The following is an 18,576-nucleotide window of genomic DNA, read 5'->3' on the forward strand; positions in this document are numbered from 1 at the left end:
CGCGCTGCGCGCGGACACGCCTTGACCGCACGATGTCCCGTGGCGACCTGTCGATGGCGTCCCGGGTGCGCGCGGCGGACCCGGGACATCGCGGTCTGGCGCGTGCGTTGCGTGCGTCGGTAACGTGATGAGGAGGTCGGCGTGCCCGTCAGTGTCGGCGTAACCGGCGCGTGCATGCGTCCACGGCGGCCGGAGGATGCAGCCTCAGGGCTCGCCGGACTGCTGCAAGCGCAGCGCCCGTGCTGTCTGTTCCTCGTCCAGCGGCGGAGGCCGCGCGGTCACGGTCTGCATGGGCTCCTTCCAGCCGGGAATCCTGCGCGCGCCGGTCTGTATGCCTTTCGCCGCGAGCCCGGTCAGCACCGGCACGATGCCGCCGTTCTTGCCCAGTTGTTCCAGGCTGGTCGGCTCTTTCCAGCTTCGTTCGAACACCGTCGGCGCGACATCGACCGGATTCTCGAAGCGGTAGAGATCCAGCACTTCCTCCGGCTCCGGCCTGACGACCAGCGTATCCAGCGTCGTGGCCGGGTCATCGTCGGTCGTGGTGGCGGCGTCCTGTGCTGCTGCGCGCGAGGCGGCCAGCCACAGCGCGGCCATCAACGGCAGGCGCATGCGTCAGTCGCCGCGCTGCGGCTTGATCGGCTTCAGCACGCCGTAGCGTTCCTTGTGCAGCTTGCCCTTCAATGGCGGCAGGCCCAGCGGTTCCAGCGGGACCTGCGTATCGGGCAGCCGATCCAGCAGGTCGCGGATCAGGGTCAGGCGGCCGGTGCGCTGGTCGTTGAAGTCGACCAGCGTCCACGGCGCATGTTTCGTGTGCGTGGCCTTGAGCATGGTCTCGCGCGCGGCGGTGTAGTCGGCGTACTTTTCGCGCGCCTTCAGGTCGATCGGCGACAGCTTCCAGCTCTTCAGCGGTTCTTCGGCGCGTTCGGCGAAGCGTTCTTCCTGCTGCGCCTGGTCCACGCACAGCCAGTACTTGAACAGCAGGATGCCGTCGTCGGTGATGCCGCGTTCGAACACCGGCGCCTGCTGCAGGAAACGCGCGTGCTGCTCGTCGCTGCAGTAGCCCATGACCTTCTCGACGCCGGCGCGGTTGTACCAGCTGCGGTCGAACAGGACGATCTCGCCCGCCGCCGGCAGGTGCGAGATGTAGCGCTGGAAATACCACTGCGAGGCCTCGCGCTCACTGGGTTTCGGCAGGGCCACCACGCGGCACTGGCGCGGATTGAGGTGTTCGGTGATCGCGCCGATCGCGCCGCCCTTGCCCGCGGTGTCGCGGCCTTCCATCACCACCACGATGCGGGCGCCGCAATGCGAGGCCCAGCGCGCCATCGCCGCCAGTTCCAGTTGCAGCGGCTTGAGCCGGGCTTCGTAGTCCTTGCGCTTGAGCGGTTTCATCACGACGTCCTGTGTGGCGGGGGAATCAGCGTTTGCGGCGGGCCTTGTGCCCGGCCATGCCGCGGGCGACTTCCAGCAACGCCCCCTGCTGGCGCGTGTTGAGCGCGCGGTAGGCGGCGAGCAGGTCGTGTTCGCCCTGGGTGCGGGAGGGGTCCAGCGTCGTCGCGAGTTCCGACAGCAGCGCGCCCGCCGGTACGCCGAAGGCGCGTGCCAGGGCGGCGAGCTGGTCGCCGCCGGGCATCTTCTCGCCGGCGAGCCAGGACTTCACCGTCGCGACGCCCGCGCGCGGAATGGCGGCGGCGAGATCGGCGGCGGTCAGGCCGCTGGCCTTGGTGAGCAGACGCAGGGTGGCATCGAGGGACATCGCGGGCACTCCTTGGCTCATTCCTTCAGGCGGGGACGCAGCGTGGCCAGGTTGCACGGACGCGTGCGGGCATCGAGCTGGGCGCGGATGATCTTCTCCCACGCCGTTCGGCAGGCCGAGGTGGAGCCGGGCAGGCAGAAGATGAAGGTCTGGTTGGCCAGGCCGGCGAACGCGCGCGATTGCAGCGACGAGGTGCCGATCTCGTCCACGCTGACATGCCGGAACAGTTCGCCGAAGCCGGGCATTTCCTTGTCCAGCAACGGCAACAGCGCTTCGGGCGTGGAATCGCGTCCGGTGAAGCCGGTGCCGCCCGTCACCAGGATGCCGTCGACGCCTGGATCGGCGATCCACTGCGAGACCTGCGCGCGCAACCGGTAGCGGTCGTCGGGCAGCAGGGCGCGTTCATGCAGGCGGTGGCCTTCCTGCGTGAGTGCATCCATGAGGTAGTCGCCGGAGCGGTCCTCGGCGAGCGTGCGGCTGTCGGAGACGGTCAGCACGCACAGGTGCAGCGGAATCAAGGCGTCGGCATGGCTCATGCCCGAAGGGTAGCGCAATCGCGGGTCAGTCGAGCGGCGCGGGTGGCAAACCGTTGCGATGGCGTTCCATCATGCGTCGGGCGATGTCGGCGAAGCCCTGCGCGAACCGCGGCATGTCGAAAAGCGGCGACTGCGTGATCGCCGCCTGCAGGCGCGCGCGCAGGTCCGCGCGCGCTGCGGCGTCGTGACCCAGGCGGATCGCCACCGCGACGAAGGCCGCGTCGTCGGCCACGTTCATGTCGTCCAGGCCGAGATGATGGTTGAGGCTGCCGGCGACACGTGCGGCGAAGGTCGCGCCGGGACAGGTCAGCACCGGGCAGCCGGCCCACAGCGCATCGGAGGCGGTGGTATGCGCGTTGTACGGATGCGTGTCGAGGAACAGGTCGACATGCCGGTAGCGCGCCAGATAGTCCGCGTGCGGCAGCTTGCGCATGAACACCAGGCGCGCCGGATCGATGCCGCGCGCCTGCGCTGCCGCACGCAGCCGGTCGTCGGCGCGGCCGGGTCCCGACAGCAGCCACAGCACGCTGCCTTCGACGCTCGCCAGTATCTCCAGCATGCGTCCGAGACTGTGCGGGTTCACCTTGTAGCTGTTGTTGAAGCAGGCGTAGACCACGCCGGCATCGGGCAGGCCGCAGGCGTTGCGCGACGGAGGCGTGTCGACCGTGCGACGCGTGTCCGACGGCTGGAAGGCGCCCGGCAGCCAGGCGACGGTTTCGCTGTACGACGGCACCAGCGCGTCGGGCAGTGCGAAGCGATCGGCCAGCACATAATCGATCCACGGCGCACCGGACGTGCCTGGATACGCCAGCCAGTTGACCTGCACCGGCGCGGGACGCATCGCCAGCACTTCAGGCGTACCGCCGCCGCCCCAGCCGCGGAGGTCGTACAGCACGTCGATGCGCTGGTCCCGGATCGCCTGCGCGATGCGCGCATGCGGTTGTCCGGACACGTCGTGCAGTTGCGTCGCCGCCGCCAGCCGTTGCCGGATCGGGCTGCCGTCGTCGGGCGTCAGCGCGAACAGGTGCGCCGATACCGCTGCCTGCGCGTGCAGGGCCTCGAGGAACGCAACCGTAAGCAGGCCGGTCGGGTGCGCACCGAAGCCATTGGACAGGAAGCCCAGGCGCAACGGCGCGTCCTCCTGCGTGCGCGTGGCGGGCGGCAATGGTCGGACGATGGAGGCGAGCGCCCGCGCGCGCTGGCGGGCGCAAGCGAGTTGCTCCCGGGCGCTGGCGTCCTCGCTGAGGAAGGCGAACGGCTCGATCACGCCGTTGCCTTCGCCCACGGCACGGCGCACCTGCGCGGACAGCCCGTCGAGATCGCGCCAGTCGCACAGCTTGCGGCGCCAGTTCAACAGGTGCGCGGCGAACAGCGGCTCACCCGGGACCAGCCGGTAGGCATGTTCGTAGGCCTGCGCGGCGGCTTCGGCTTCGCCGGCATCTTCCAGCGCGTGGCCCAGCCACAGCGCGATGCCAGGATGTTGCGGCGCCTGCGCCGCCGCATCGCTCAAGGCCTGGGCGGCCAGCACGTGCCGGCCCGAGAGCCAGTGGCTGCGGCCAAGGCGTGCGAGCGCTTCCGGATGGCGCGGGCGGAGATTCAGTGCGCGCTCGGCGGCGCGCAGCCCGGCGTCGGCGTCGCCGTGATCGAGTTCCGCATCCGACAGCATCACCCAGGCGATGAAGTCCTGCGGGACCTGCTTCACCCGCTGCCGCAGTTGCGCGCGTTCGTCGCGCGGGTCGTCAGTGGTCATCGCAACCGCCCGATTCAAGGGTGCGCGTGGTGGCGAAGGCGACAATGGTGATCATGAGGGGAGCCTAGCGACTGCCGGCGGTGCGAGACAAGCACGGCCCACACGAAGCGGGCGTGGGAGCGACGTCAGTCGCGACGGTGCCGCCTGGTCCGCGACTGGTGTCGCTCCCACAACCAGCAAACGACGGCCCAGTCCGAGGAGCCTAAAGCGGCAGGCGGAAGCGCAGGGTGCCGTCGTACGGCGTCCAGCCCATCGCGCGATACAGCGCCTGTGCGGTGACGTTGTCGTGGTCGGTTTCCAGTTCCAACCGCAGCGCGCCGTGGTCACGCGCGAAATCTGCGGCGGCGACGAGCAACGCGCTGGCCACACCCTTTCGCCGTGCGTCCGGCAGCACCAGCAGGTCGTTGAGGATCCAGGTGCGGGTGGCGCTGACGGACGAGAAAGCAGGGTAGAGCTGGGTGAAGCCGACCGCCTTGCCGTCGCTGTTCGCCAGCAGGATCACCGACTCGCCACGGGTCATGCGCGCGTCGATGAACTCGCGCGCCAGTGCCGGATCCGACGGCTTGCCGTAGAACACGCGGTAGAGGTCGAACAAGGGCGCGACGGTGTCGACATCGTCGGTGGTTGCGCGGGTTATCGAAACGGTCACGATGTTTCCTTGTTTCAGGCGCGGCGCGCCATCGGGGATCCGGCATGCTTCGACACCGTCGTCCCGGCGAATGCCGGGACCCAGCGTCTTCATGTGCTTGCAGCCTACCCGAACAACAGCAAGTCACTGGGTCCCGGCGTTCGCCGGGACGGAGCGGACGGTGTGTCGGTTGATCTTCAGCATCAGGCCGCTTCTGTCAGTCGCGCCAGCTCGTCCGCCAGATGCTCGCGGCTCAGGCGGTCGATCAGTTCGTCCAGGTCGCCCTGGATGATGTTGGGCAGGTCGTACAGCGTGAGGCCTTCGACGCGATGGTCGGTGATGCGGCCCTGCGGGAAGTTGTAGGTGCGGATGCGCTGGCTGCGGTCGCCGCTGCCGACCTGCAGCTTGCGCGTTTCCGCCTGCGCGGCCTGCTGCTTGCTGCGTTCGGCGTCCAGCAGCTGCGCCTTCAGCCGCTTCATCGCCTTGTCGCGGTTGGCGTGCTGGCTGCGCTCGGTCTGGCATTCCACCACCACGCCGCTCGGCACGTGGGTGATGCGGATCGCCGACTCGGTCTTATTGACGTGCTGGCCACCGGCGCCGGACGAGCGGAAGGTGTCGACCTTCAGGTCGGCCGGGTTGATGACGATGTCGTCGACTTCATCCACGTCCGGAATGATCGCGACGGTCGCCGCCGAGGTGTGGATGCGGCCCTGCGACTCGGTCTCCGGCACGCGCTGTACGCGATGGGTGCCGGATTCGAACTTGAGTTTCGAATATGCGCCGCGGCCGACGACGCGCGCGACGACCTCCTTGTAGCCGCCATGTTCGCCGGGGCTGTCGGATTCGATCTCGACCTTCCAGCCCTGGCGCTCGGCGTAGCGCGCATACATGCGGAACAGGTCGCCGGCGAAGATCGCGGCTTCATCGCCGCCGGTGCCGGCACGGACTTCCAGGAACAGGTTGCCGTCGTCGCGGTTGTCCTTCGGCAGCAGCAACAGCATCAGCTCGTCGTCGAGCTGCGCCAGGCGTTGCTGGGCGGCGGCGATCTCCTCGTCGGCCAGCTCGGACAACTCCGGGTCGTCGCGCATCGCCTGCGCGGCGGCCAGGTCGGCCTGCGCGCGCTTTTCTTCCGCCATCGCGGTGGCCACCGGTTCCAGCTGGGAGAATTCGCGCGAGAAATTGCGGAAGCGCTCGCTGTCGCCGATGACGCCGGGATCGGCGAGCAGGCGTTCGAGTTCTTCCCGGCGTTCGGCCAGCGCTTCGAGCTTACGGCGCAGCGTCGGCGTCATCGTCTTTCTTCGGATGGGAATAGGGCGGCTGCGCGGGAAACAGCCGATCGGCGGCACGCGTCAACTCCGCATCACCCCTCATCGCGGCCTCGCGCAAGGCCGCGGTCGGCGGATGCAGCAGGCGGTTGGTCAGCGTGTGGGCGAGGAATTCGAGGACCTGCTCCGGCTCGCGTCCGTTGGCGAGTTGCTGGCGCGCTCTGGCCAGCACGTCCTCGCGCGTGGACTCGCCGAGCGCACGCAGGCGCTTCAGCGGTTCCTGGCGGGAGCCGGCGTGCAGGTTCTCCATGAAACGGCCGACCTGCACGTCGATGATCGCTTCGGCCGCGTCGGCGGCTTCGCGCCGGCCGCGGCGGTTGTCTTCGACCGCGCGTTCCAGGTCGTCGACGGTGTAGAGGTAGGCGTCGCGCAACTCGGCCACGGACGCCTCGATATCGCGAGGCACCGCCAGGTCGAACAGCAGCATCGGCTTGTGCTTGCGCTTGGCCAGGGCGGCGGCGACCTGCGCTTGCAGGACGACAGGCTCACGGGCGGCGGTGGCGGAGAACACCACATCGGCTTCGGCCAGATGCCGTTCCAGTTCGGTCAACGGCAGCGCATAGCCGCCGTGGCGCGTGGCCAGTTCCTGCGCGTGCGCCAGCGTGCGGTTGGCGACCAGCAGGCGGCGCACCTTGCCTTCGCTGAGGTGCTTGGCGGCGAGCTCGATGGTTTCGCCGGCACCGACCAGCAGCACCGTCGACTCGCTGAGGCGGGCGAAGGAGTTCTGCGCCAGGCGCACGGCGGTGGAGGCGACCGACACCGGGTTCGCGCCGACACGGGTATCGGTGCGCGCGCGCTTGGCGACCGCGAAGGTCTGCTGGAACAGCCGGTCCAGGCGGTTGCCCAGCGCCCCGTGCTCGCGCGCCGTGGCCCAGGCGTCCTTCACCTGGCCCAGGATCTGCGGTTCGCCCAGCACCATCGAGTCCAGCCCGGTCGCGACCCGGAACAGGTGGCGGACGGCATCGGCGTCTCGATGCCGGTAGAGGTACCCGTCGAGTCCTTCGGCGTGGGTGGCCAGCCAGCTCGCCAGTACGTCGCCGTCCTCGGCCACCGCGTACAGTTCAGTGCGGTTGCAGGTCGACAGCAGGGCGGCTTCGGCCACGTCGGGCAGCGCCCGCAGCGACGACAACGCATGCGGCACCGTGCCGGCGTCGAACGCCACTCGTTCGCGCAGGTCGACCGGCGCGGTCTGGTGGTTCAATCCGAGGACCCACAACGTCATCGTTCAGGCGCTTGCAGTAAGCTGCTGGCTCATATCAGGGCCGCCATTTTACGGCCGACGTGACGTTCATGCCCGAAATGATTCGTACTGGGATCGCCGTGCTGGTTCTCGCGGTCGCCATGCCGTCCGCGAAAGCGGCGCCCGCCGCGACACCGGCCACCGCGCGGGACGACGCACTGACGACGGTCATGGCAGGCGAATTCGCCCTGCAGGCGGGCCAGCTGCCCGACGCCGCCCGCTGGTATCTCGATGCGGCGAAGCGGGGCGACGATGCCGGCCTGGCCGAGCGCGCCACCCGCATCGCCCTGCTGGCCAAGGACGATGCGCGCGCGGCCGAGGCGATCAAGCTGTGGCGGGCCCGGTCCCCGCGCACGCTGGCCATGCGCGGTGCCGAGGCCACGCTGGCGCTGCGCCAGGGCCAGGCACGGGTCGCGCGCCGGGAGCTGTCCGCGCTGATGAAGGGTGCCGACGATCTGGGCTGGCGCTATGCGCTGACGGCGCTCGGCAGCGGGGGCAAGGATCCGGCGCTGGCGCCACGGCTGTTGCGCGAACTGGTGGACGAAGGCGCCATCCCCGACAAGCTGCAACCGTGGCTCGCATTCACCGGTCTCGCGCAGCAGCTCGAGCAGCCCGCGCTGGCCGGGCGCATGGTCGACGACGTGGTCGAGCGGTTCTCTGGTGAACCCCTCGTGGCGCTGCTGCAGGCAAGCCAGCTGCTGCAGGCGGACCGCAAGCCGGAGGCGCGCGCGGTGCTGGACGGATTGCTGCCGAAGGCGGCCACCGATGCCGCGCTCCGGCTCAAGCTGGCCGAGGAGTACGACCGGCTGGGCGATCCTGCTGCGGCCTCCCGGGCGATGGGGCAGGGACCGCAGGACACGCTGACGTACGGATTGCGTGCGCAGTTGTTGGCGAAGGCCGACGACAAGGCCGCGTTGACTGCGTTGTACGAGGAGTTGAAACAGGCGGGCACGGACCAGCCGACCCAGTACAGCCCGGATCGCCGGCTGCTGCTTGGCCAGATGGCCGAATTCCTCGACCGGCACGAAGAAGCGCTCGCCTGGTACCGCAGCGTGCCGGCCGGCGACCAGCGCGCCGACGCACGCTTGCGTGCGCTCAAGACGTTGTTCGACCTGGGGCGCAAGGACGAGGCCTTCGCCGAAGCCCGCGCGCTGCAGGGCGATGCCAGTGTCGAGGACGGGACGCGCCGCGATGCGTACCTGATGGAAGCGGAACTGCGGCAGCAGGACGAACAGGACGCGGGCGAACTGGAGGTTTTCGCCCGCGGGCTGGCCGCGTACCCCGACGACCTGGCGCTGCTGTACTCGCGCGGGCTGGCCTGGGAGCGGCGCGACCGCATCGATCATGCGGAAGCCGACTTCCGCCGCATTCTCGTCATCGAGCCCGACAACGTCGCCGCTCTCAACGCGCTGGGCTACACGCTCGCCGACCGCACCACGCGCTACCAGGAGGCGCTGGAGCTGATCGATCGTGCACGCACGGCGGTGCCCGACGATGCGGCCATCATCGACAGCTACGGGTGGGTGCTCTACCGGCTCGGCCGCAACGCGGAGGCACTGGTCGAACTCCGGCGCGCGTTCACGCTGCAGAAGGACCCCGAGATCGCCGCACACGTGGCCGAAGTGCTGTGGGTGATGGGGCAGAAGGACGAGGCGCGCCGCTACTTCGACGAGGCGCGCAAGCTCGATCCCGACAACCGCTCGCTGCGGCGGGCGCTGGAGAAGACAGGCGCATGAAGGTTCCAGGATTTCTGCTGGCGGGGCTCGTGGCCCTGTCGATGGCGGGCTGCGCCACGCGTGGGCCGGTCGCCGATGCGCCGGTCCTTCGCGATCCCGAAGCGCTGGCCGCGGCGCAGGCTGCCCAGGCCACGCGTACGGCATGGTTGGCCTCGCAGGCCGACTGGTCGTTCGCCGGCCGGGTGGCGGTCAATGCGAACGGGAAGGGCGGCAGCGGCCGGATCGACTGGCAGCAGACGGGCACCGGCTATCTCGTCGCGCTGAGCGCGCCGGTCACCCGGCAGAGTTGGCGCCTGGGCGGCGACCTGCAGACGGGGGTCGCACGGCTGGACGGGTTGGAGGGCGGGGCGCGTGAGGGCGCCGATGCCGATCGCTTGCTGCGCGAGGCGACCGGCTGGGACATTCCGGTCGCGTCGATGGTGCATTGGGTCCGCGGGGTCGCCGATCCCTCCGCCCCCGCAGACGACGTGGAATACGACCCTCAGGGCCGGTTGCGGACGCTGTCCCAGCAGGGGTGGCGGGTGGACTATCTGGACTGGTTCCCGGCCGAGGGTGCCCAGCCGGTCATGCCGCGCCGCATGGAGGCACGCCGGCAGGGCGCGACGGTGAAGGTCGCCGTCGATCAGTGGCAACTCGCACCACAGTGACGGCATTCCCCGCTACGGAAGGCTGGTCGGCCTGGCCGGCGCCAGCCAAGCTCAACCTCGCCCTGCAGATCGTCGGGCGTCGCGCGGATGGCTATCACCAGCTGCAGACCGTGTTCCGGTTGCTGGCGTGGGGGGATACGGTACATCTGCGGGTTCGAGATGACGGCCAGATCCGGCGGGTGGGTGAGTCCGTCCCCGGCGTTTCCGAGGCGGACGATCTGCTTGTCCGGGCCGCCAGACTGCTGAAAAAAGATGCCAACGTCGCCGAAGGCGTGGATATCGGCGTCGAAAAACGAATTCCTGCGGGTGGTGGCTTCGGTGGGGGGTCGTCGGACGCCGCAACGGTGCTGGTGGGCCTGGATCGGCTGTGGGGCCTTGGTCTGCGGCCGGACAGGCTGGCGTGCCTGGGCTTGCAGCTGGGTGCGGATGTGCCGGTTTTCGTCCGCGGGGAAAATGCCTGGGCCGAAGGGGTGGGCGACATCCTGACCCCGCTGGCCCTGCCGGCAGCCTGGTACGTACTGGCCGATCCTGGCGTCCATGTGCCCACCGCCGCGCTGTTCGCCGCTCCCGATTTGACGCGTGATGCTGCACCCGCGAAAATATCGGACTTCGTTTCGGGATCACTGCTCGGCAACGCGTTCGAGCCGGTCGTGCGTCGCCGGGAGCCTGCCATCGAGGCGGTCTTCCAGGCCCTGTCGCACATCGGTACGCCACGTTTGACGGGTTCCGGCGGCGGCTGCTTCGTGGAGTTCGCCGACCGGGCCTCTGCCGAGGTCGCGCTGGCGTCCTTGCCTGCCGGGCTTCGTGCCTGGGTGGTGGAGGGCGCGGCGCGCTCGCCGCTGCTGGATGCGCTGGCGCAGGGTCGCGGGACCGAGAAATACGCCTAGGGGCGTCGCCAAGTGGTTAAGGCACCGGGTTTTGATCCCGGCATTCGTAGGTTCGAATCCTTCCGCCCCTGCCAATCCAGTCCAGCTGCATCCGCCGAGACGACCCATGCAAGACGAACGTAACCTGCTTGTGTTCTCCGGCAACGCCAACAAGCCGTTGGCGAACAGCATCTGCCGCGAACTGGGCGTGCGTCCCGGCAAGGCGCTGGTGTCCCGGTTCTCCGACGGCGAAGTCCAGGTCGAGATCCAGGAAAACGTGCGCCGGCAGGAAGTGTTCGTCGTGCAGCCGACCTGCGCGCCGAGCGCCGAGAACCTGGTGGAACTGCTGGTCCTGATCGACGCGCTGAAGCGCGCCTCGGCCAGCAGCGTCACCGCGGTGGTGCCGTACTTCGGCTACGCCCGCCAGGATCGCCGCATGCGCTCCTCGCGCGTGCCGATCACGGCGAAGGTGGCGGCGAAGATGTTCGGCGCCGTCAGTGCGGACCGGGTGCTGACGGTCGACCTGCATGCCGACCAGATCCAGGGTTTCTTCGATATCCCGGTCGACAACGTATATGCGTCCCCGCTGCTGCTGGCCGACATCTGGCGCGCCTACGGCACGGAGAACCTGCTGGTCGTGTCGCCCGACGTCGGCGGCGTGGTGCGCGCCCGCGCGGTCGCCAAGCGTCTGGACGACGCCGACCTGGCGATCATCGACAAGCGTCGTCCGCGTGCCAACGTCGCCACGGTGATGAACATCATCGGCGACGTGGAAGGCAAGGACTGCGTGCTGGTGGACGACATCGTCGACACCGCCGGCACGCTCTGCGCCGCGGCGGCGGCGCTGAAGCAGCACGGTGCCAACAAGGTGGCGGCGTACTGCACCCATCCCGTGCTCTCGGGCCCGGCGGTGGACAACCTGAACAACTCGGTGCTCGATGAACTCGTCGTCACCGACACGATCCCGCTCTCGCCGCACGCGCAGGGCTGCAGCAAGATCCGCCAGCTGTCGGTGGCGGAACTGCTGGCGGAAACGATCCGCCGCATCGCCTTCGGCGAGTCGGTCAGTTCGCTGTACGTGGATTGAGTCTCCGCTGCGCGCCGGCACATCGGCGGGTGGCATTCCGGGTTCATCTGGTCGCGGGTGAGCCTTTCATCAGATCGCCGCAGGGCGGTCCAACAACTAGGTAGTGAAGAAAATGGCTAAGACGCATGAAATCAAGGTCGAGCGCCGCGAAGACGAGGGTAAGGGTGCGAGCCGCCGCCTCCGTCACGCGGGCACCGTGCCTGCCATCGTTTACGGTGGCGAACTGAAGCCGGTCAGCATCCAGCTGAACCACAACGAAGTCTGGCTGGCCTCCCAGCACGACTGGTTCTACTCGTCGATCCTGGACCTGAGCCTCAACGGCGACATCCAGAAGGTGCTGCTGCGTGACATGCAGCGCCACCCGTTCAAGCAGCAGATCATGCACCTGGACTTCCAGCGCGTGAACGAGAACGAGACGCTGCGCACCGCGGTGCCGTTGCACTTCCTCAACGAGGACAAGTCGCCGTCCGGCAAGTCCGCCGAGGTCGTGGTCACCCACGAACTTAACGAAGTCGTCGTCGAGTGCCTGCCGAAGGACCTGCCGGAGTTCATCGAGATCGACCTGGCCGAGCTGGCCATCGGCGCGGTGGTCCACCTGTCCGACGTCAAGCTGCCGGCTGGCGTGACCATCCCCGAGCTGAAGCTGGGCAAGGAACACGACGTCGCCGTCGTGATCGCCAAGCACGGCAAGGAAGAAGCCGAAGAAGCGCCGGCCGAGTCGGCCGAAGTGCCGGCTTCCAAGGTCGCCAAGAAGGACGACAAGTAATCGCGTGATCCTGCGCCCGCTCCGGCGGGCGCGGGCGCGTGATGCGTCCCCATGGCAGGCTTGCGCCTCATCGTCGGACTGGGCAATCCCGGTGCCGAACACGCCCGAACCCGGCACAACGCCGGGTTCCATTTTGTCGACGCCCTGGCGGAACGGCAGGGTGAGCGCTTCGGGCTGGACAGCAAGCTGTTCGGCGAAACCGCCAAGGTCGTGGTCGCCGGTCAGCCGGTCTGGCTGCTGAAGCCGGCCACCTACATGAACCTCAGCGGCAAGTCGGTCGCCGCCGCGCTGCGCTTCTGGAAGATCGCACCCGAAGAGGCGTTGCTGGCGCACGACGAACTGGATCTGCCGCCGGGGGCCGCGCGGTTGAAGTTCGATGGCGGACACGGCGGCCAGAACGGCCTGCGCGACACCATCCAGCACCTCGGGCATGGCAAGTTCCATCGGCTGCGGATCGGCATCGGTCATCCGGGCCACAAGGACCGGGTGACGGGCTGGGTGCTGGGCAAGCCGGGCAAGGACGATGAAGTGCTGATCGCGCGCGCGATCGACGATGCGATGGATGTATTGCCGCTGGCGGTGGCGGGCAATTTCATGGATGCGATGACGCGACTGCATACGCAGAAGCCGTGATTGGTGATTGGTGATTTGCAGGGACGGATCCGGCCCCGAATCACCAATCACGAATCACGAATCACGGATGTAGACATGGGCATCAAATGCGGGATCGTGGGTCTGCCGAACGTCGGCAAGTCCACCCTGTTCAACGCGCTGACCAAGGCGGGCATCGCTGCGGCCAATTTCCCGTTCTGCACCATCGAGCCGAACGTGGGCGTGGTGCCGGTGCCGGACCTGCGCCTCAACCAGCTGGCCGAGATCGTCAAGCCGCAGAAGGTCATTCCGACTGCGGTGGAGTTCGTCGACATCGCCGGCCTGGTGGCGGGCGCCGCCAGTGGCGAAGGCCTGGGCAACAAGTTCCTGGCGCACATCCGCGAAGTGGATGCGATCACCCACGTGGTGCGCTGCTTCGAGAACGACGACGTCATCCACGTCAACAATCGCATCGATCCGATTTCGGACATCGACACCATCGACACCGAGCTGGCGCTGGCCGACCTGGAAAGCGTCGAGAAGGCGCTGAACCGCGCCGAGCGCTCGGCCAAGGCGGGCGAGAAGGACGCGATCGCGCGCAAGCCCGTGCTGCAGAAGCTGCAGGCCGGCCTCAACGACGGCAAGCCGGGTCGCGCGCTGGGCCTGGATGACGAGGAAAAGGCGCTGGTCCGCGACCTGTTCCTGCTGACGCTGAAGCCGGTGATGTACGTGGCCAACGTGCTGGAGGACGGGTTCGAAAACAATCCGCACCTGGAGGCCGTGCGTGCCCGTGCCGCGACCGAGGGTGCGCAGGTGGTGCCGGTATCGGCGGCGATCGAGGAAGAGCTGTCCCAGCTCGACGATGCCGACCGGGATGCCTTCCTGACCGATCTTGGCCTGGACGAGCCGGGCCTGAACCGGGTCATCCGCGCGGCCTACACCCTGCTGGGCTTGCAGACGTACTTCACCGCCGGCGTGAAGGAGGTCCGCGCCTGGACGGTGCGGGCGGGTTCCACCGCTCCCCAGGCCGCAGCCGTGATCCATACCGATTTCGAGAAGGGCTTCATCCGCGCCGAGACCATCGCGTTCGACGACTTCCTCAAGTACAAGGGCGAAGCCGGTGCCCGCGATGCGGGCCGCCTGCGGCTGGAAGGCAAGGAATATCGCGTGCAGGAAGGCGACGTCCTGCATTTCCGGTTCAACGTCTGAGAAAAAAGTACTCCGGACGCGTTGACAGACGTGCCGGCACACGCCAAAATCTCGGGCTGTTTCACCCTGGTTTGATTTGGCCCCGGCCCAGTCAGTCCGGTGATCCCGGAGGGATACCCAAGCGGCCAACGGGGGCAGACTGTAAATCTGCTGGCTTACGCCTTCGGTGGTTCGAATCCACCTCCCTCCACCAGTTTTCGTTGTTGTTTCGCGTTGTAGTGGTCTCCCGGTGCGGGAGTAGTTCAATGGTAGAACTGTAGCCTTCCAAGCTACTAGTGCGGGTTCGATTCCCGTCTCCCGCTCCACTGAACACCGCGCAGGACCAGCGGCAATCCAGGCAACACAACCGGTTTCACGCTCACGTAGCTCAGTCGGTAGAGCACCTCCTTGGTAAGGAGGAGGTCGAAGGTTCGATTCCTTTCGTGAGCACCACTTCCATCCATTTGATCCACTCGAGAACCAGCAGCCATGGCAAAGGGTAAGTTCGAACGCACCAAGCCCCACGTGAACGTGGGCACGATTGGTCACGTTGACCACGGCAAGACGACGCTGACGGCGGCGCTGACGAAGATCGGCGCGGAGCGTTTCGGTGGCGAGTTCAAGGCCTATGACGCGATCGACGCGGCGCCGGAAGAGAAGGCGCGCGGCATCACGATCTCCACGGCCCACGTGGAATACGAATCGGCCTCGCGCCACTATGCGCACGTGGACTGCCCGGGCCACGCCGACTACGTGAAGAACATGATCACCGGTGCCGCCCAGATGGACGGCGCGATCCTGGTGTGCTCGGCCGCTGATGGCCCGATGCCGCAGACCCGCGAGCACATCCTGCTCTCGCGCCAGGTCGGTGTGCCGTACATCGTCGTGTTCCTGAACAAGGCCGACATGGTGGACGACGCCGAGCTGCTGGAGCTGGTGGAGATGGAAGTCCGTGAACTGCTGAGCAAGTACGAGTTCCCGGGCGATGACACCCCGATCATCTCGGGCTCGGCCCGCCTGGCGCTGGAAGGCGACCAGAGCGAGATCGGCGTGCCGGCGATCCTGAAGCTGGTCGATGCGCTGGACAGCTGGATCCCGACCCCGGACCGTGACGTCGACAAGCCGTTCCTGATGCCGGTGGAAGACGTGTTCTCGATCTCGGGCCGCGGCACCGTGGTGACCGGCCGTATCGAGCGCGGCGTGATCGAGGTGGGCGAGGAAATCGAGATCGTCGGTATCCGTCCGACCCAGAAGACCACGGTTACGGGCGTGGAAATGTTCCGCAAGCTGCTGGACCAGGGCCAGGCGGGCGACAACGCCGGTCTGCTGCTGCGCGGCACCAAGCGTGACGACGTGGAGCGTGGCCAGGTGCTGGCCAAGCCGGGTTCGATCACCCCGCACACCGAGTTCGAAGCCGAAGTCTACGTGCTGAGCAAGGACGAAGGCGGCCGTCACACCCCGTTCTTCAAGGGCTACCGTCCGCAGTTCTACTTCCGCACGACCGACATCACGGGCGCCGTGACCCTGCCGGAAGGCGTGGAAATGGTGATGCCGGGTGACAACGTGAAGATGGTGGTGACCCTGATCAACCCGGTGGCGATGGACGAAGGCCTGCGCTTCGCGATCCGCGAAGGTGGCCGTACGGTCGGCGCCGGCGTGGTGGCCAAGATCATCAAGTGACGTCCTGATCCGGACGGGCCAGCCCGTCCGGCTTTGTCAGGCCGTCATCCCCGTGCAGACGGGGATCCAGCGGCCTGATGAAGCGACAAGGGCGGACCGGAACCTCGGTCCGCCTTCGCCGTCTAAGGGAAGGTTGTAGCAAATCGATACGCCAGTAGCTCAATTGGCAGAGCAGCGGTCTCCAAAACCGCAGGTTGGGGGTTCGAGTCCCTCCTGGCGTGCCACTTCCTTCCCCGCGGAGTCCGGATCCCCGGCACTCCCCAAAGCAAAGAGCGACAACTGACTTGAACAGCAAGGTCGAACAATCCAAAGCCGGTACGCCCGCAGCTGACATCGCCAAGTACGTGCTGGCGCTGGCGCTGGTCGTCGGTGGCCTGGTCGCATGGTGGTGGTTCAACGGCCAGTGGGCCACGCCGGTGCGTGCGCTGGCAGTGGTCGCGGGCCTGGCGCTGGGTGCACTGGTGTTCCTGCAGACCGGCAAGGGCCGCGACACGCGCGAATTCCTGTCCGAGTCGCGCTTCGAGCTGCGCAAGGTCGTCTGGCCGACCCGCGAGGAAGCGACCCGCACGACCTGGGTGGTCGTCATCGTGGTCATCATCCTGAGCCTGATCCTGGCCGCCTTCGATTTCGGCATCCAGAAAGCGATCGAGCTGTTCCTGAATTTTGGTCGTTGAGGAGAGTGCCGCAGTGAAGCGTTGGTATGTCGTCCATGCCTATTCGGGCTTCGAGAAGTCGGTGGCCCAGGCCCTTCGCGACCGCATCGTCCGCGACGAGATGCAGGAAAAGTTCGGCGACGTCCTGGTTCCGACCGAAGAAGTCGTGGAGATGCGTTCCGGCCAGAAGCGCCGTTCCGAGCGCAAGTTCTTCCCTGGCTACGTGCTGGTCCAGATCGAGACCCACGACGAGGGCGGGATCCCGCGGATGGACAGCGAGAGCTGGCATCTGGTGAAGGACACCTCGAAGGTCCTCGGTTTCATCGGCGGTACCGCCGACCGTCCGCTGCCGATCCGCGACGAAGAGGCGGCTGCCATCCTCGACCGCGTCCAGGAAGGCGTCGAGAAGCCCAAGCCCAAGGTGCTGTTCGAGCCCGGCGAAATGGTCCGCGTCACCGATGGTCCGTTCAACGACTTCAACGGCGTGGTCGAGGAAGTCAATTACGAGAAGAGCCGCCTGCGTGTCGCGGTGCTGATCTTCGGCCGTTCCACCCCGGTGGAGCTGGAATTCGGGCAGGTCGAGAAGGCCTGACCCGGCGGCCCGGCACGTTCAGCCGGGGCGGTGAAATCCTGATATACTGCGCGGCTCCCTGACGGCGATGCCGGGCAGGAGCCATGGCCGCCTTCGGGTGGCCATTGGCGCGTTCAAGAAAACGCGATGCCGGGACGCGTGATTTTCCCGGTCCGATGGGGAGCCTGCCACCCAGGCGCTAGCACCCGGAGAGTACTTACATGGCAAAGAAAGTTGTCGGTTACATCAAGCTGCAGGTGAAGGCCGGCCAGGCCAACCCCTCGCCGCCGGTCGGTCCTGCGCTGGGTCAGCGCGGCCTGAACATCATGGAATTCTGCAAGGCGTTCAACGCCGCCACGCAGAAGCTGGAGCCGGGCCTGCCGATTCCGGTGGTCATCACGGCCTATTCCGACCGTACCTTCACCTTCATCACGAAGACGCCGCCGGCGTCGATCCTGCTGAAGAAGGCCGTCGGCATCACGTCCGGCTCCAAGCGCCCGAACACCGAGAAGGTGGGCAAGGTCACCCGCAAGCAGCTCGAGGACATCGCCAAGGCGAAGGAACCCGACCTGACCGCGGCCGACCTGGACGCAGCGGTGCGCACGATCGCGGGTTCCGCCCGCTCCATGGGCCTGACGGTAGAGGGTTAAGAGATGGCACAGAACAAGCGACAGAAGGCCATCCTGGCCGCCGTGACCCCCGGCAAGGCGTATGCCATTGACGAGGCCCTGAAGATCATCAAGACCGCGGTCAAGTCCAAGTTCGTCGAGTCCGTCGACGTGGCCGTGCGCCTGGGCGTGGACGCCAAGAAGTCCGACCAGCAGGTGCGCGGTTCGACCGTGCTGCCGGCCGGTACCGGCAAGTCGGTCCGCGTGGCGGTGTTCGCCCCGGCCGGCGCCAAGGCTGACGAAGCCGCCGCCGCCGGCGCGGAAGCCGTCGGCATGGACGACCTGGCCGAGAAGATGCTGGCTGGCGACATCAATTACGACGTGGTCATCGCCACGCCGGACGCGATGCGCGTAGTCGGCAAGCTCGGTACGGTGCTGGGCCCGCGCGGCCTGATGCCGAACCCGAAGGTCGGCACCGTGTCGCCGAACCCGGCCGAGGCGGTCAAGAACGCCAAGTCGGGCCAGGTGCGTTACCGCACCGACAAGGCCGGCATCATCCACTGCACCATCGGCAAGGCCAGCTTCGAGGACGAAGCGCTGAAGTCGAACCTGCAGGCCCTGCTGATCGACCTGGTGAAGGCCAAGCCGGCCACCTCCAAGGGTCAGTACCTGCAGAAGATCTCGGTCAGCTCGACCATGGGCCCCGGCGTGACCGTGGACCAGTCTTCGCTGTCCCTGAAGTAATCGCTTTACCCCTGTCCCGCGACGAGGGACAGGGCGCAACGAATTTTGAGGGCAGTCGCCCAGGCCGGGAGACCGGTGCAAGCGATAGCCGTCAAAGACCGCAGGTGCGGTCAGCGCGCAACGACGACGGGCAGGGAGGCTCGTGTTGGCAGGGAATCGCCGTCGTGGCTAGCGGGACCGCTTAATCCATTCCCCTCAAGGGAG

Annotated in this window: 20 protein-coding genes and 5 tRNA genes; 17 read left to right on the forward strand and 8 right to left on the reverse strand. The window is 67.5% G+C overall.

The window, feature by feature from the left end:
* Nucleotides 1-204 precede the first annotated feature (204 nt).
* The 8 genes from AC1Q5B_RS08165 to hemA all read right to left on the reverse strand — a co-directional run bounded on the left by AC1Q5B_RS08165 (nucleotide 205) and on the right by hemA (nucleotide 7,217).
* Complete coding sequence (locus tag AC1Q5B_RS08165) at nucleotides 205-609, reverse strand: hypothetical protein (protein ID WP_492631222.1); 405 nt, start codon at nucleotides 607-609, stop codon at nucleotides 205-207.
* Between the two features lie 3 nt (nucleotides 610-612).
* Nucleotides 613-1,392 (reverse strand): polyphosphate kinase 2, encoded by a 780-nt coding sequence (gene ppk2 / locus AC1Q5B_RS08170; protein WP_492631223.1) that lies wholly within the window; start codon nucleotides 1,390-1,392, stop codon nucleotides 613-615.
* A gap of 25 nt (nucleotides 1,393-1,417) precedes the next feature.
* A complete protein-coding gene (locus tag AC1Q5B_RS08175; protein ID WP_492631224.1) occupies nucleotides 1,418-1,756 on the reverse strand; it encodes a helix-turn-helix domain-containing protein in 339 nt (112 codons plus the stop codon).
* Between the two features lie 17 nt (nucleotides 1,757-1,773).
* Nucleotides 1,774-2,292: a molybdenum cofactor biosynthesis protein B gene (moaB, locus tag AC1Q5B_RS08180; RefSeq protein WP_492631225.1), complete on the reverse strand. Its 519-nt coding sequence runs from the start codon at nucleotides 2,290-2,292 to the stop codon at nucleotides 1,774-1,776.
* Nucleotides 2,293-2,317: 25 nt separating this feature from the next.
* Nucleotides 2,318-4,042 (reverse strand): O-linked N-acetylglucosamine transferase, SPINDLY family protein, encoded by a 1,725-nt coding sequence (locus AC1Q5B_RS08185; RefSeq protein ID WP_492631226.1) that lies wholly within the window; start codon nucleotides 4,040-4,042, stop codon nucleotides 2,318-2,320.
* 202 nt (nucleotides 4,043-4,244) lie between these two features.
* The gene (locus AC1Q5B_RS08190; protein ID WP_492631227.1) at nucleotides 4,245-4,691 is read right to left on the reverse strand and encodes a GNAT family N-acetyltransferase; all 447 of its coding nucleotides are present in this window, start codon (nucleotides 4,689-4,691) and stop codon (nucleotides 4,245-4,247) included.
* A gap of 182 nt (nucleotides 4,692-4,873) precedes the next feature.
* Nucleotides 4,874-5,959, reverse strand: coding sequence for a peptide chain release factor 1 (prfA, locus tag AC1Q5B_RS08195; protein ID WP_492631228.1), 1,086 nt, complete (start codon nucleotides 5,957-5,959; stop codon nucleotides 4,874-4,876).
* Entirely contained in the window at nucleotides 5,937-7,217 is a 1,281-nt protein-coding gene (gene hemA / locus AC1Q5B_RS08200) for a glutamyl-tRNA reductase (RefSeq protein ID WP_492631229.1), read from the reverse strand. The genes prfA and hemA overlap by 23 nt, the downstream gene beginning before the upstream one ends.
* A 68-nt stretch (nucleotides 7,218-7,285) precedes the next feature.
* On the opposite strand from hemA, the gene AC1Q5B_RS08205 reads away from it, so the two are divergent.
* The 17 genes from AC1Q5B_RS08205 (at nucleotide 7,286) to rplA (ending at nucleotide 18,372) form a co-directional block, all read left to right on the forward strand.
* Nucleotides 7,286-8,971, forward strand: a complete 1,686-nt coding sequence (locus AC1Q5B_RS08205; RefSeq protein WP_492631230.1) for a tetratricopeptide repeat protein — start codon at nucleotides 7,286-7,288, stop codon at nucleotides 8,969-8,971.
* On the forward strand, nucleotides 8,968-9,618 hold the full coding sequence (gene lolB, locus AC1Q5B_RS08210) for a lipoprotein insertase outer membrane protein LolB (protein ID WP_492631231.1): 651 nt from the start codon (nucleotides 8,968-8,970) through the stop codon (nucleotides 9,616-9,618). The genes AC1Q5B_RS08205 and lolB overlap by 4 nt, the downstream gene beginning before the upstream one ends.
* Nucleotides 9,615-10,505, forward strand: a complete 891-nt coding sequence (ispE, locus tag AC1Q5B_RS08215; RefSeq protein ID WP_492631232.1) for a 4-(cytidine 5'-diphospho)-2-C-methyl-D-erythritol kinase — start codon at nucleotides 9,615-9,617, stop codon at nucleotides 10,503-10,505. Before lolB ends, ispE begins: the two co-directional genes overlap by 4 nt.
* A tRNA-Gln gene (locus tag AC1Q5B_RS08220) sits at nucleotides 10,504-10,579 on the forward strand. The genes ispE and AC1Q5B_RS08220 overlap by 2 nt, the downstream gene beginning before the upstream one ends.
* A 32-nt stretch (nucleotides 10,580-10,611) precedes the next feature.
* A complete protein-coding gene (locus tag AC1Q5B_RS08225) occupies nucleotides 10,612-11,571 on the forward strand; it encodes a ribose-phosphate diphosphokinase (RefSeq protein WP_492631233.1) in 960 nt (319 codons plus the stop codon).
* A 112-nt stretch (nucleotides 11,572-11,683) separates the two neighbouring features.
* Nucleotides 11,684-12,337: a 50S ribosomal protein L25/general stress protein Ctc gene (locus tag AC1Q5B_RS08230; protein WP_492631234.1), complete on the forward strand. Its 654-nt coding sequence runs from the start codon at nucleotides 11,684-11,686 to the stop codon at nucleotides 12,335-12,337.
* A gap of 51 nt (nucleotides 12,338-12,388) precedes the next feature.
* Entirely contained in the window at nucleotides 12,389-12,970 is a 582-nt protein-coding gene (pth, locus tag AC1Q5B_RS08235) for an aminoacyl-tRNA hydrolase (RefSeq protein ID WP_492631235.1), read from the forward strand.
* 75 nt (nucleotides 12,971-13,045) lie between these two features.
* Entirely contained in the window at nucleotides 13,046-14,137 is a 1,092-nt protein-coding gene (gene ychF, locus AC1Q5B_RS08240) for a redox-regulated ATPase YchF (protein ID WP_492631236.1), read from the forward strand.
* Nucleotides 14,138-14,244: 107 nt separating this feature from the next.
* Nucleotides 14,245-14,330: transfer RNA gene (locus AC1Q5B_RS08245), tRNA-Tyr, on the forward strand.
* A gap of 38 nt (nucleotides 14,331-14,368) precedes the next feature.
* Nucleotides 14,369-14,442 (forward strand) — tRNA-Gly (locus AC1Q5B_RS08250).
* A 51-nt stretch (nucleotides 14,443-14,493) separates the two neighbouring features.
* Nucleotides 14,494-14,569 (forward strand) — tRNA-Thr (locus tag AC1Q5B_RS08255).
* Nucleotides 14,570-14,605: 36 nt separating this feature from the next.
* On the forward strand, nucleotides 14,606-15,796 hold the full coding sequence (gene tuf / locus AC1Q5B_RS08260) for an elongation factor Tu (protein WP_492631237.1): 1,191 nt from the start codon (nucleotides 14,606-14,608) through the stop codon (nucleotides 15,794-15,796).
* A 148-nt stretch (nucleotides 15,797-15,944) separates the two neighbouring features.
* Nucleotides 15,945-16,020 (forward strand) — tRNA-Trp (locus tag AC1Q5B_RS08265).
* Between the two features lie 60 nt (nucleotides 16,021-16,080).
* Nucleotides 16,081-16,470 (forward strand): preprotein translocase subunit SecE, encoded by a 390-nt coding sequence (gene secE / locus AC1Q5B_RS08270; RefSeq protein ID WP_492631238.1) that lies wholly within the window; start codon nucleotides 16,081-16,083, stop codon nucleotides 16,468-16,470.
* Between the two features lie 13 nt (nucleotides 16,471-16,483).
* The gene (nusG, locus tag AC1Q5B_RS08275) at nucleotides 16,484-17,041 is read left to right on the forward strand and encodes a transcription termination/antitermination protein NusG (RefSeq protein WP_162338034.1); all 558 of its coding nucleotides are present in this window, start codon (nucleotides 16,484-16,486) and stop codon (nucleotides 17,039-17,041) included.
* 200 nt (nucleotides 17,042-17,241) lie between these two features.
* Nucleotides 17,242-17,670 (forward strand): 50S ribosomal protein L11, encoded by a 429-nt coding sequence (gene rplK / locus AC1Q5B_RS08280; RefSeq protein ID WP_055945202.1) that lies wholly within the window; start codon nucleotides 17,242-17,244, stop codon nucleotides 17,668-17,670.
* A gap of 3 nt (nucleotides 17,671-17,673) precedes the next feature.
* Entirely contained in the window at nucleotides 17,674-18,372 is a 699-nt protein-coding gene (rplA, locus tag AC1Q5B_RS08285) for a 50S ribosomal protein L1 (protein ID WP_055945206.1), read from the forward strand.
* Nucleotides 18,373-18,576: the final 204 nt, after the last annotated feature.

This window comes from Pseudoxanthomonas sp. GW835-FHT14C01 (assembly GCF_058793715.1).

Excerpts from the sequence above, each read along its gene's own strand:
- rplA (WP_055945206.1), top strand. The coding sequence starts at position 17,674 with ATGGCACAGAACAAGCGACAGAAGGCCATCCTGGCCGCCGTGACCCCC.
- AC1Q5B_RS08165 (WP_492631222.1), bottom strand. The coding sequence starts at position 609 with ATGCGCCTGCCGTTGATGGCCGCGCTGTGGCTGGCCGCCTCGCGCGCA.
- hemA (WP_492631229.1), bottom strand. The coding sequence starts at position 7,217 with ATGACGTTGTGGGTCCTCGGATTGAACCACCAGACCGCGCCGGTCGAC.
- AC1Q5B_RS08230 (WP_492631234.1), top strand. The coding sequence starts at position 11,684 with ATGGCTAAGACGCATGAAATCAAGGTCGAGCGCCGCGAAGACGAGGGT.
- pth (WP_492631235.1), top strand. The coding sequence starts at position 12,389 with ATGGCAGGCTTGCGCCTCATCGTCGGACTGGGCAATCCCGGTGCCGAA.
- rplK (WP_055945202.1), top strand. The coding sequence starts at position 17,242 with ATGGCAAAGAAAGTTGTCGGTTACATCAAGCTGCAGGTGAAGGCCGGC.
- AC1Q5B_RS08175 (WP_492631224.1), bottom strand. The coding sequence starts at position 1,756 with ATGTCCCTCGATGCCACCCTGCGTCTGCTCACCAAGGCCAGCGGCCTG.
- lolB (WP_492631231.1), top strand. The coding sequence starts at position 8,968 with ATGAAGGTTCCAGGATTTCTGCTGGCGGGGCTCGTGGCCCTGTCGATG.
- ychF (WP_492631236.1), top strand. The coding sequence starts at position 13,046 with ATGGGCATCAAATGCGGGATCGTGGGTCTGCCGAACGTCGGCAAGTCC.
- prfA (WP_492631228.1), bottom strand. The coding sequence starts at position 5,959 with ATGACGCCGACGCTGCGCCGTAAGCTCGAAGCGCTGGCCGAACGCCGG.
- moaB (WP_492631225.1), bottom strand. The coding sequence starts at position 2,292 with ATGAGCCATGCCGACGCCTTGATTCCGCTGCACCTGTGCGTGCTGACC.
- tuf (WP_492631237.1), top strand. The coding sequence starts at position 14,606 with ATGGCAAAGGGTAAGTTCGAACGCACCAAGCCCCACGTGAACGTGGGC.
- AC1Q5B_RS08185 (WP_492631226.1), bottom strand. The coding sequence starts at position 4,042 with ATGACCACTGACGACCCGCGCGACGAACGCGCGCAACTGCGGCAGCGG.
- AC1Q5B_RS08205 (WP_492631230.1), top strand. The coding sequence starts at position 7,286 with ATGCCCGAAATGATTCGTACTGGGATCGCCGTGCTGGTTCTCGCGGTC.
- ppk2 (WP_492631223.1), bottom strand. The coding sequence starts at position 1,392 with ATGAAACCGCTCAAGCGCAAGGACTACGAAGCCCGGCTCAAGCCGCTG.
- AC1Q5B_RS08225 (WP_492631233.1), top strand. The coding sequence starts at position 10,612 with ATGCAAGACGAACGTAACCTGCTTGTGTTCTCCGGCAACGCCAACAAG.